Origin of the sequence: Streptomyces sp. NPDC050738 (assembly GCF_040654175.1) — a bacterium.
In the GTDB taxonomy this organism is placed as follows: domain Bacteria; phylum Actinomycetota; class Actinomycetes; order Streptomycetales; family Streptomycetaceae; genus Streptomyces.
Genome location: NZ_JBFAHN010000025.1, coordinates 57076 through 68922, shown reverse-complemented (window position 1 = coordinate 68922; position 11847 = coordinate 57076). Strand labels below are relative to the sequence as shown.

Annotated in this window: 9 protein-coding genes; 4 read left to right on the top strand and 5 right to left on the bottom strand. The window is 70.4% G+C overall.

Features of this window, described 5'->3' with window-relative positions:
* Positions 1 to 160: 160 nt before the first annotated feature.
* The 5 genes from AB0H78_RS37075 to AB0H78_RS37055 are packed head-to-tail and all read right to left on the bottom strand — an operon-like array spanning position 161 to position 5603.
* Entirely contained in the window at positions 161 to 1471 is a 1311-nt protein-coding gene (locus AB0H78_RS37075) for a DUF58 domain-containing protein (protein ID WP_363239219.1), read from the bottom strand.
* Positions 1472 to 1482: 11 nt separating this feature from the next.
* Positions 1483 to 2466 (bottom strand): MoxR family ATPase, encoded by a 984-nt coding sequence (locus AB0H78_RS37070; RefSeq protein WP_363239218.1) that lies wholly within the window; start codon positions 2464 to 2466, stop codon positions 1483 to 1485.
* Positions 2463 to 3650 carry a DUF4350 domain-containing protein gene (locus tag AB0H78_RS37065; protein ID WP_363239217.1) on the bottom strand — a complete coding sequence of 396 codons (1188 nt, stop codon included), beginning with the start codon at positions 3648 to 3650 and terminating at the stop codon, positions 2463 to 2465. Before AB0H78_RS37065 ends, AB0H78_RS37070 begins: the two co-directional genes overlap by 4 nt.
* Entirely contained in the window at positions 3647 to 4312 is a 666-nt protein-coding gene (locus AB0H78_RS37060) for a DUF4129 domain-containing protein (protein ID WP_363239224.1), read from the bottom strand. The genes AB0H78_RS37065 and AB0H78_RS37060 overlap by 4 nt, the downstream gene beginning before the upstream one ends.
* Before the next feature lie 37 nt (positions 4313 to 4349).
* Entirely contained in the window at positions 4350 to 5603 is a 1254-nt protein-coding gene (locus tag AB0H78_RS37055) for a hypothetical protein (protein WP_363239216.1), read from the bottom strand.
* A gap of 143 nt (positions 5604 to 5746) precedes the next feature.
* Between AB0H78_RS37055 and mtnA the strand changes: the two genes are divergently transcribed.
* The 4 genes from mtnA (at position 5747) to AB0H78_RS37035 (ending at position 11797) form a co-directional block, all read left to right on the top strand.
* Positions 5747 to 6859, top strand: coding sequence for an S-methyl-5-thioribose-1-phosphate isomerase (mtnA, locus tag AB0H78_RS37050; protein WP_363239215.1), 1113 nt, complete (start codon positions 5747 to 5749; stop codon positions 6857 to 6859).
* Between the two features lie 370 nt (positions 6860 to 7229).
* Entirely contained in the window at positions 7230 to 7907 is a 678-nt protein-coding gene (gene mtrA, locus AB0H78_RS37045) for a two-component system response regulator MtrA (RefSeq protein ID WP_329121888.1), read from the top strand.
* A 1-nt stretch (position 7908) separates the two neighbouring features.
* Positions 7909 to 9891, top strand: coding sequence for an MtrAB system histidine kinase MtrB (gene mtrB / locus AB0H78_RS37040; protein ID WP_363239214.1), 1983 nt, complete (start codon positions 7909 to 7911; stop codon positions 9889 to 9891).
* Between the two features lie 79 nt (positions 9892 to 9970).
* Positions 9971 to 11797 (top strand): LpqB family beta-propeller domain-containing protein, encoded by a 1827-nt coding sequence (locus AB0H78_RS37035; RefSeq protein ID WP_363239213.1) that lies wholly within the window; start codon positions 9971 to 9973, stop codon positions 11795 to 11797.
* The last annotated feature ends 50 nt before the right edge of the window (positions 11798 to 11847 follow it).

The window sequence follows — 11847 nt, the reverse complement described above, 5'->3', positions numbered from 1 at the left end:
CGGAAGCTAAGCCTTTCAGCGCCGATGGTACTGCAGGGGGGACCCTGTGGGAGAGTAGGACGCCGCCGAACTTATTTTATGGGGAACCCCCGCACTTTTGGTGCGGGGGTTTTCTGCGTTCCGGGGTCGGTGAATGTACAGGCTGGGTCGGCCGCGCCTTTCAGAGGCGGCCGGCGGATTTGAGCGCGAGGTATGTGTCGGCGAGGGCGGGGGCGAGTTCTGTCGGGGTGGCGTCGACGACAGTGACGCCGTGGTGCGTGAGCTGGTCTGCTGTGCGGCGGCGTTGTTCCTGGGCCTGGGTGGCCGCCGCGGACTCGTAGACCGCTTCGAGAGTTCCTCGAGATGCTGTCATCTTGGCGATGTAGGGGTCGGCGACCGAGGCCACGAGCACCGTATGGCGTTGAGTGAGCTGGGGGAGTACCGGCAGCAGGCCTTCGCTGATGGGGGCGGCGTCGAGGCTGGTGAGAAGGACGACGAGTGAGCGACGGGGGGCGTGTTTCAGTGCTGCGGCGCTGAGTCCGCGGGCGTCTGTCTCCACCAGTTCTGGTTCGAGTGGGGCGAGGGCGTTGACCAGGGCCGGGAGAATCTCGCCCGCGGAGCGGCCTTGGACCAGGGCGCGGGTGCGGCGGTCGTACGCGAGGAGGTCTACGCGGTCTCCGGCGCGGGACGCGAGCGCTGCAAGGAGCAGTGCCGCGTCCATTGCCGCGTCGAGGCGCGGGACGTCGCCCACGCGGCCCGCTGAAGTGCGGCCCGTGTCGAGGACGATCAGGATGTGGCGGTCGCGTTCGGGGCGCCAGGTGCGGACGGCGACGGTGCTCTGGCGGGCAGTGGCGCGCCAGTCGATGGAGCGGGTGTCGTCGCCGGGGACGTACTCGCGGAGGCTGTCGAACTCTGTGCCTTCGCCGCGGGTCAACACGCTGGTGCGGCCGTCGAGTTCGCGGAGGCGGGCCAGGCGTGAGGGCAGGTGCTTGCGGCTGGTGAAGGGCGGCAGGACGCGGACGGTCCAGGGGGCGTGGTGGTGCCCCTGACGGGCTGCCAGGCCCAGGGGGCCGTACGAGCGGATGGTGATGCGCTCGGCTTGGCGGTCGCCGCGGCGGGTGGGGCGCAGCGCCGTGGTGAGTCGGCGTCGCTCTCCGGCGGGGATGTCCAACGTGTGGCGGGAGGCTTCCTGGTCAGTGCCGGGCGGCCAGGCGCTGGGCGGCCAGGCGTCTCTGAGTTGAGCACGCAGACGTCGCGGGGAGGGGTTGGTGACGGTCAGCTGGACCTCGGCTCGTTCGTCAACTCGAACTGATGTATCACCAGTTCGGGTGAATTGCAGCTTTCGTACTGGTGCGGCCCGGGCGTAGTCGTACAGAATTGCGAGTGTGAGGGGGGTGTTGACGGCGAGGATCCCCGTCCAGCTGGGGGCGAGGATGCCTACGGGGAGGGAGCCGAGGGCTGCGAGGAGCGCGGTGCGTCCGGTGAGGGCCATGGGGTCAATCCTCAGCGGGGGACGGGGACTTGGGCGAGGATCGCGTTGATGACGGAGTCGGCGGTGACGCCTTCCATCTCGGTCTCCGGGCGGAGTTGGATCCGGTGGCGGAGGGTCGGCAGGGCGAGGGCTTTGACGTCGTCGGGGATGACGTAGTCCCGGCCGGTGAGCCAGGCCCAGGCCCGGGCGGTGGAGAGCAGCGCGGTGGCGCCGCGGGGGGACACGCCGAGCGTGAGGGAGGGGGAATCGCGGGTGGCACGGCAGATGTCGACGACGTAGCCGGTGATTTCCGGGGAGACAGAGGTCTTGGCGACGGCGGTGCGGGCGGCTTCGAGATCGGCGGGGCCTGCGACGGGGCGTAGGCCGGCGGCTTGAAGGTCGCGGGGATTGAAGCCGTCGGCGTGCCGGGTGAGCACGCTGATCTCGTCCTCGCGGGAGGGGAGGGGGACGGTCAGTTTGAGGAGGAAGCGGTCGAGTTGGGCTTCGGGGAGAGGGTAGGTGCCCTCGTACTCGACCGGGTTCTGGGTGGCGGCGACGAGGAACGGGTCGGGCAGAGGGCGGGGGGTGCCGTCGACGGTGACCTGGCGCTCTTCCATTGCTTCGAGGAGCGAGGACTGCGTCTTGGGGGGCGTGCGGTTGATTTCGTCCGCGAGGAGGAGGTTCGTGAAGACCGGGCCGGACTGGAAGGAGAACTCGGCGGTACGGGCGTCGTAGACCAGCGATCCCGTGATGTCGCTCGGCATGAGGTCGGGGGTGAACTGGACGCGCTTGGTGTCGAGTTGCAGGGAGGCGGCCAAGGCGCGGACCAGGAGGGTCTTCGCCACTCCGGGGACGCCTTCGAGGAGGACATGGCCGCGGCACAGGAGCGCGACGACCAGACCTGTGACGGTCGGGTCCTGGCCGACCACGGCCTTTCCGATCTCGGCTCGCAGGGCCTCCAGGGAGGCGCGGGCCTGGTCCGAGTGGTCGGGGGTCTGCGGGGTCGGGGCGCTCATGAGGTGCGTACCTCTCGTTCTAGGGCGTCGAGTTCGTCTGCCAGGCGGATGAGGGCGGCGTCGTCGGCAGGGGGCGGGCCGAAGAGCAGGGTACGGAGATCGTGCGCTGTGGTGGGGAGTTGGGCGGAGACGGCGGGGAGGAGTGACTCGGGGGTGTGGGTCTCCGTGGGAGGGACGCCGAGGAGCGGGGCGAGCCGGGTGCGGGCTGCTGATCGGAGCACCGCGGCTGCGCGGTCGCGGGCGTTCGTCTTCCGGTAGAGGCGGGCGCGGCCTTCGGTGGATTCGGAGGCGCGGAGTGTGACGGGGAGGCGTTCGGGGATCAGGGGGCCGAGGCGGCGGGATCGCCAGATGGCGGCGAGGGCGGCGGCCAGGGCGAGTTGGAGGGTTCCCCAGAGCCAGCCGGACGGGATGAGGTCGAAGAAGCTCTTATTGCCGCCGTCGGAGGCGGAGACATCCGACAGGGAGGGGAGGTACCAGACGAGGTGGGGGCGGGAGCCGAGGAGCTGGAGGGCGAGCGAGGCGTTGCCCTCGGCGTCGAGGTGGTCGTTGAGGAGGATGTCGGGCGCGCCCAGCAGGACGGTGTCGCCTTGATGGGGGGAGGGGATGGTGAGCAGCGTGGGCAGGCCGTTGGCGGGGTAGCAGGCGGCGGTGCCGGTGCTGGGGGCGGCGGAGTAGCGGATGCCACCGGTGTCGGCGGGGCCTGCGCGGACTGCGGCGGGCAGGGTGCAGTGCGGGGCGCGGGCGGAGACCTCGGCGGGGGCTTCGGCGCGTACCCCGGGGGCGAGGGTCGAGAGGGAGGGCGGACCGGGCGAGAGGAGGACGGTACGGCCGCCGGAGTGGGAGACGGCGGCGTACAGGGTCCTCTGCTGGCGGGGGGTGAGCAGGTCGGGAATGGTCACCAGGACGGTGGTGTCCGGGGATGCCGCGGAGACCGTCGCGTCGAGCGTGGTGACGACACGGGTGGAGACGCCGCGGTCCTTGAGGAGTTCGGCCACGGCGCGGCTGCCATGGCGGTCTGCCGATCGTGGGTCGAGATTGCCGTGCTGGTCACCGGAGCGTACGGCCGCGAAAGCGATGCCGGCCGCGAGCAGGACGGCGAGCGCGATCAGGAGGCCTCGGGTCCGGGTCCACACCTGGCGCGCTGTGGGGGACAGCGAGGTGGCGGGCGTGGCGGTGGCGGTCACTGGGCGGCTCCGTGGGGAGCTGCGGACAGGAGGGGCTTTGTGCGTTCCAGGTCGTGGTCGAGTGCGGTCAGACGGAGGTACGTCTGCTCGTCCGCGGCGCGGCCGCCGTAGGTGATGTCGTCGAAATCGCGGGCTGCGGTGCGCAGCCGGTCCGCGTGGGCGGGGAGGGGCCGGCCGGCTTCGGCTGCTGCCTCGTCGGCGGTGCGGCCGGGGCGGGGGTCGAGCAGGGTGCGTTCTTCCAGGGAGCGGACGACGGCACGCATCCGTTCCTGGACGGCCGGGGTCCAGGCGCGGTCGGCGGCGTGGGCCTCGGCTGCCTTGCGGTGCTCGGCGGCGGTGCGCGGACGGTCGTCGAACAGGGTGGCTGCGGACGCCGGGAGCCGGCTCGGGGTGCCGAGGCGCCACCAGAGAGCGGCTATCAGCGCGAGGACCACCAGGACGATGACGACCAGGCCGAGCGCGCCTCCGGGAGTTGCACCGGAGGCGGCGTCGAAGAGGCCGCCGAGCCACTCCCAGAAGCGGTCGATGCCGCGACGGAGGAGGCTCGGGTCGTTCTCGTGGTACATCGGTTTGGACAGTTCGTGCTTCGCCGCCTCGCGGGCAGGGTCGCGTGAAATATCCACCGGTGGTGTCGGTGCGTCGGTGAATGCGCGGGTCAGCAGCCGCGTTGTTGTCCAGCCCCCCGGAGCCGACACCGCATCAGCTCCCGGTGGTCTCGTAGCCGGGCAGGCCTGCGGCGCGCGCGAGTTCGAGGTCGAGGGCCTCGCGGCGGATGCGCTGGTCGACGTAGAGCAGGACTGTCACACCGGCGGAGATCGGGTAGGTGATCGTAGAAGCGATCACTGCGCCGATGCCGGTGACGATCAGGTAGGGCCAGCCGAAGTCCGGGGTCGTCCCGGAGAACAGGTCGCTGAAGCTGTTGCCGTCCACCGCAATGGCGATCGCGCCGAACGGGATCCCGATGATCATGGAGACGACCAGGGTCAGCACGATGGTGAGCAGGGTGATGCCGAAGATCCGCCACCAGGTGCCGCGGACCAGTTTCGCCGAGCGGCGCAGGGACTGGACGATGCCCCGTCGCTCCAGCATCAGTGCGGGGGATGCGAGGGAGAAGCGGACCATCAGCCAGATCATGACGACCAGGGCCGCGAGTCCGCCGAGGATGGCGAGCGCCGCGCCTGCCGCCGAGTTGGCGAACACTCCGACGAGTACGCCGGGCAGGATGCCGACGGCCACGATTCCGCCGGCCATCAGACCCAGGAGCAGGGTCAGGCCGAGGAGGCCGGCCAGACGGGGGCGGGCCTCGCCCCAGGCCTCCTTGAGGGTCACCGGGCGGCCCAGCACGGAACGGCTGATCACCATGGTGAGCATCGCCGTGGTGAAGAGCGTGCCGACGAGCGAGATGACCAGCGTGGGAGCCAGGGCCGTCAGGCTGGACTGCATCGAGTCGAAGGCCTCGTTCATGGCCTCGGTGCCGGTTGCGTTCGGGTCGACGGTGACCGGGTCGGGCAGCAGGAAGCGCTGGATCAGGATGTCGCAGAGCTGAGTGACCACCGCGACGGTGAGCGTGAGGCCGAGCACGGTGCGCCAGTGGGCGCGCATCGTGGAGACCGCGCCGTCGAGGATCTCGCCGACACCGAGGGGGCGCAGCGGGATCACGCCGGGCTTGGCCGCCGGGGGCCGGCCCCAGCCGCCGCCCTGGTACGGGCCGTTCTGCTGGGGGCCGCCCTGGTACTGGTGACCCCAGCCCGGTTGGGGCTGCGGCGCGGGAGGCGGTGCGTTCGGGGTGTTCGTGGAGCTGGGCGGGGACCACTGGCCGGCGGGCGGCTGGGCGTCGGACCACTTCGGGGCGGCGCCGGACGCGTCGGCGGGCTCGGCGGGCCTGGGCACACCCGGGTCCTGACCGTCGGAGGGGGCGGATCCGGGCGAGGCCCAGCCCGGAGAGTCGTTCACGGGAATTGCTCCTTCACGGTGCCCGTCCGCGGACGCGGCGGCAGGTTGGCAGCCATCGTGCCATGTGGCGCGCGGCAACGGATCAGGTGCTGCATCTCCTTTGCACCTTCAATTGTCGGTGGGTCACGAGGCAGACTGGACGGATGGCCGATCAGGACGTGCACAGCCCTCTGGCATCCAAGCCGCCCGAACTCCCTGTCCTGCGCTGGGACGAGCCACCCGAGGGGCCCGTGCTGGTGCTGCTCGATCAGACACGGCTGCCCGCCGAGGAGGTCGAGCTGGTCTGCACGGACGTTCCCGCGCTGGTGGGGGCGATCCAGACGCTGGCAGTCCGGGGGGCGCCCCTGCTGGGGATCGCCGGGGCGTACGGGGTCGCGCTCGCTGCCGTACGGGGATACGACGTGGACGAGGCGGCCGCGCTGCTCGCGGGCGCGCGGCCCACCGCCGTGAATCTCGGGTACGGGGTGCGGCGGGCCACGGACGCGTACCGGAGGGCTCTGCAGGGTGGCGGCCCCGAGGAGGCGGCCGGTGCCGCGCTCGCCGAGGCCCGGGCCCTGCACCGGGAGGACGCCGAGGCCAGTGCGCGGATGGCCGTGCACGGGCTGGGACTGCTCGATGAGCTGGTACCCGGCGGCGGGCACCGGATCCTGACGCACTGCAACACCGGGATGCTGGTCTCGGGCGGCGAGGGCACGGCCTTCGCGGTGGCCCTGGCCGCGCACCGGGCCGGCAGCCTGCGGCGGCTGTGGGTCGACGAGACGCGTCCTCTGCTGCAGGGGGCGCGGCTGACCGCGTATGAAGCGGCCAGGAACGGGATGGCGTACACCTTGCTCACCGACAACGCGGCCGGTTCGCTCTTCGCGGCAGGTGAGGTGGACGCGGTACTGATCGGGGCGGACCGTATCGCCGCCGACGGTTCGGTGGCGAACAAGGTGGGGAGCTATCCGCTCGCGGTGCTCGCCAAGTACCACCATGTGCCGTTCGTCGTGGTGGCTCCGGTCACGACGGTGGACCTGGGGACCCCGGACGGGGCCTCCATCGAAGTGGAGCAGCGGCCGGGGCAGGAGATCACGGATTTGATGGGTGGGGACGGTCCGGTGGCCCCGTTGGGGACGCAGGCGTACAACCCTGCGTTTGATGTCACGCCACCGGAGCTGGTGACGGCGATCGTCACCGAGGTCGGGGTGCTGTCGCCGGTCACGGGTGCGGCGCTCGCAGAGCTGTGTGCCAGGTCAGGCCAGGTATCGATTGACTGATGGGCAAAGCTGACCTTTTCGGTGGTTTCGGGAGTCCCGTGAGCGTCGACGCCGGCCTGGGCTGCCCGAGCCAGGTTGTACCGGGACGCGCGGACGCGATTCCAGCCTGGTGGAACCTATGGACGCACCGTAGGGCCGGAACCATGGCGTACCGAGGTGTGTTCTCCGGCACCCTGCCGTTCCTCGGGCGAGGTGACTAACATCCGGCTACACGGCGTCAACCCCTTGGGCCGACGGCTGACATCAACGGGTGACATCAACGGGCACGGACGTTGGTAGTCATCCACGGACAAAGACGGACGCAGTCGCAGGCCGGTGACCTATCTCACCTGGGTCTATACGACTGAAACGGAAATGGGATGATGTCGATATGAAGGGACGAGTCCTTGTCGTCGATGACGACACCGCGCTGGCCGAGATGTTGGGCATTGTGCTGCGGGGAGAAGGTTTTGAGCCGTCGTTTGTAGCTGACGGCGACAAGGCACTGGCTGCATTCCGTGACGCCAAGCCGGATCTGGTGCTGCTGGACCTGATGCTGCCCGGACGGGACGGCATCGAGGTCTGCAGGCTGATCAGGGCCGAGTCCGGGGTGCCGATCGTGATGCTCACGGCGAAGAGCGACACCGTCGATGTGGTGGTGGGGCTCGAATCCGGGGCCGACGACTACATCGTCAAGCCGTTCAAGCCGAAGGAGCTCGTCGCCCGGATCCGGGCGCGGCTGCGGAGGTCCGAGGAGCCCGCGCCGGAGCAGCTGACGATCGGGGATCTGGTCATCGACGTGGCCGGGCACTCCGTGAAGCGGGAGGGGCAGTCCATCGCTCTGACTCCGCTGGAGTTCGATCTGCTGGTGGCGCTCGCCAGGAAGCCCTGGCAGGTGTTCACGCGGGAGGTGCTTCTCGAGCAGGTGTGGGGGTACCGGCACGCGGCGGACACCCGGCTGGTCAATGTGCACGTCCAGCGGCTGCGCTCCAAGGTCGAGAAGGACCCGGAGCGGCCGGAGATCGTGGTGACGGTGCGCGGTGTCGGGTACAAGGCCGGGCCGAGCTGATATGACGCGAGGCAGTGCTGCTCCGATACCCGGGGAGCCGGGAAGCCGTGCGGAGCGGCCTGCCGGTCCCGGTCCTCGGCGGACGTCGTCGAGGTTCGGGCGCTTTCTGGACGGGGGACGGCTGCTCCAGGACGGGGCGCCCGGTTCTCCCGTGCTGCGCCTGGTCGCGCGGTGGGTGCGGCGTCCGCTGCTGCCCGCCGTACGACTGTGGCGGCGGAACATCCAGCTCCGGGTGGTCGCGGGCACGCTGGTGATGTCCCTCGGGGTGGTGCTGCTGCTCGGGCTCGTCGTCATCGGGCAGGTGCGCAACGGGCTTCTCGATGCCAAGGGGAAGGCGGCGGTCAGTCAGGCTGCCGGCGGTTTCACCGTGGCCAAGGACAAGGCGAACGCGACCGTCGCGGCAGGTTCCCAGGACGGGGCGGCCGCGGACGGCAGGGCAGCGACGACCGTGCAGTGGCGCACCGATCTGGTGGAGCAGCTCGCCAGTGGCGGGCAAGGGGCTTACCACGTGGTGGCTCTGGGGCCCACCACGGACGAGACGGGTGCGGGCAACCGCGGGGTGCGAGCCTCGGGGGGAATGCTGCCCGAGAGCGTGCCCGACGCGTTGCGTACGAAGGTCGACCAGGGCACGACGCCGTACCAGACGTACACCCAGATCAAATACGAGGCCGGGCGCGAGCCGGAGTCGGGGCTGGTCGTGGGCCAGCGGCTCGAGGACGTCAATCATCAGCCGTACCAGCTCTACTACGTCTTCCCGCTGACGCAGGAGGAGAAGACGCTCAGCCTGGTCAAGACGACTCTGGCGACGGCCGGTCTGTTCGTGGTCGTGCTCCTCGGAGCCATCGCGTGGCTGGTGGTGCGGCAGGTCGTCACACCGGTGCGGATGGCTGCGGGGATCGCCGAGCGATTGTCGGCCGGGCGGCTGCAGGAGCGTATGAAGGTCACCGGTGAGGACGACATCGCCCGGCTGGGCGAGGCCTTCAACAAGATGGCGCAGAGTCTGCAGCTGAAGATTCAGCAGCTGGAGGATCTCTCGCGGATGCAGCGGCGGTTCGTGTCCGATGTTTCGCATGAGCTGCGGACGCCTCTGACGACGGTGCGGATGGCTGCCGATGTCATTCATGACGCGCGCAGCGATTTTGATCCGGTGACGGCGCGGTCCGCCGAGCTGCTCGGGGAGCAGTTGGACCGGTTCGAGTCGTTGCTGGCCGATCTGCTGGAGATCAGCCGGTTCGATGCAGGGGCCGCTGCTCTGGACGCCGAGCCGATAGATCTGCGCGAGACCGTACGGCGGGTGATCGCGGCGGCCGAGCCGCTGGCCGTGCACAAGGGGAGCCGGATCCGGGTCGTCGGGGATGCGCAGCCCGTGGTTGCCGAGGCCGATCCGCGGCGGATCGAGCGCGTGATGCGCAATCTCGTTGTCAACGCCGTCGAGCACGGTGAGGGCAAGGACGTGGTGGTGCGCTTCGGCGTTGCGGGCGGTGCTGTCGCCATCGCCGTGCGGGACTACGGCGTGGGGCTCAAGCCGGGCGAGGCGACGCGGGTCTTCAGCCGGTTCTGGCGGGCCGATCCCGCTCGGGCGCGCACCACCGGTGGTACGGGGCTCGGGCTCTCGATCGCCGTGGAGGACGCACGGTTGCACGGCGGGTGGCTGCAGGCGTGGGGCGAACCCGGTGGCGGTTCGCAGTTCCGGCTGACGCTGCCGCGTACCGCCGACGAACCGCTGCGCGGTTCGCCGATACCGCTGGAGCCGGAGGATTCGCGGCGCGGGCGTGAGCAGGCGCAGGCGCAGAACAGCGCGGACCGGCTGGCGACCGTACCCGTACAGCCCGGTGCCGAGCGCTCTGCGCTTCCGATGGCGCCTCGGGCGATACCGGCAGATCCGACGGCTCTGCCGGGGAACGGCGCGCGGGTGGTGGCGCGGCCGAGTGATTCCGTAACGACGCAGGATTCCGACCGGGAGGACAGGGCCCGTGGGCGCTGAAGGCGGGGGGACTCGGCGCGGGGTGCGGGCGTACGCGCTGCTGGGTTGCGGTGGAGTGCTGCTGGCAGGGTGCGCGTCGATGCCGGACACCGGGGACATCAAGTCCGTGGATCCGTCGCAGCGGGCCGACTCGCAGGTCAAGGTGTACGCCGTGGCGCCGAAGGACGGTGCGCAGCCCACCGAGATCGTCGACGGTTTCCTGGAGGCGATGACCAGTGACGATCTGCAGTTCGCCACGGCCAGGAAGTATCTGACCACGCAGACGGCGAAGACCTGGGATCCGGCCGCCGAGACGACGGTGCTGACCGAAGGGCCGGGCCGGCTGCCGGACCGTGCGAACGACCGGGGCGGGCTGGACGGGTTCACCTTCCGGCTGGACGGCTCACAGGTCGCTGTGGTGGACAAGCAGCATGCGTACCGGCCTGTCACGCGCAAGTACGAGGGGCTCATCCACCTCGTCCAGCAGAAGACCCCCGAGGGCAAGGAGTGGCGGATCGACATCCCTCCGAAGGGGCTGCTGCTCGCGCAGTCGGACTTCGGACGGAGCTATCAGTCCGTCAACAAGTACTACTTCGCCTCCCTGCCCGCGTCCGACGCCACCGGCTCCGCGGGTTCCACCAGTTCGTCCCAGCGGGACTGGCTGGTCGCCGATCCTGTGTACGTACGCAAGCGCATCGACCCCGAGTCGCGCATGGACACGGTGACGCAGACGGTCGCCTCGCTGCTCGGCGGGCCCACCAACTGGTTGAAGCCGGTGGTCGATTCGCGCTTTCCGACGGGTACGGCGCTGAAGGACGGCACCAAGTCGCTGACGTTCGACGACAGCAATGCGCTCAAGGTGCCGCTCAACGCGAAGGCGTCCAACGTCGGGCAGGGGCAGTGCCAGAAGATGGCGGCTCAACTCTTGTTCACCCTGCGGGACCTGACGGCGTCCAAGGTTTCGCAGGTGGGGCTGGAGCGGTCGGACGGCTCACAGCTGTGCGTGCTGAACTCCGCCCAGGCGGAGGAGTTCTCGCCGGACCGGGCTTCGGGGACGGCCACCTCCGCGTACTTCATCGACCCCAAGGGACACCTCGAACGACTGCCCATGTCGGTCGGGTCGGCCACGGGGGCGGCGGATTCGGCGGAGGGCAACAGCGGGCCTGAGCCGGTGCCGGGGCCGTTCGGTGCCGGGCAGCGGACGCCGGCCTCGGTCGCGGTGTCGCGTGACGATCAGCGGGCGGCGGCTGTCACCAACTCCGGGGCGCAGCTGTACGCGGCGTCGATCGTCTCCGACGGAGAGCTGGGCAACCCGCTGGTGACCAGTCAGGGGAAGCGGCCCGAGGACCGTCTGTCGGCGCCGAGCTGGGACGGACTGGGCGACCTGTGGGTCGCCGACAGGGACCGTGCCCATCCGCGGCTGCTGCGTTTGTCCGGCGGCGCCGGTGCGGCGCAGACGGTGAACGTCTCCGGTCTGGGTGGGGCGCGGATCGAATCGCTGCGGATGTCGGCGGACGGGGTGCGGATCGCGCTGCTGGTCTCCGAGGACGGGCACACGACGCTCAAGGTCGGACGGGTGGAGCGGCAGAGCCACGGGGACGTCGAGGCGGTGTCCGTGAGCGAACTCCGGGACGCGGCGCCGCAGATGGCGGAGGTGACCGCCATGTCGTGGGCCGGCCGCAGCAGGCTCGTGGTGGTCGGCAAGGAAGCCGGCGGGGTGCAGCAGATGCGGTACATGCAGACGGACGGGTCGGTGTCCGCGGCGACGATTCCCGGCGCGAACCGGGTGACGGCGGTGGCTGCGGCGGACGACAGCAGGCTGCCGCTGGTGGCGCTCTCGCAGGGCGACGGCATCGTACGGCTGCCGCCCGGGGCCAATTGGAAGACGGTCGTCGAAAAGGGGATATCGCCCGTATATCCCGGCTGACGGCACGGAGCTCCGGATTTCGGCCGGGCTGTGGGGAGTTGTCCACAGGG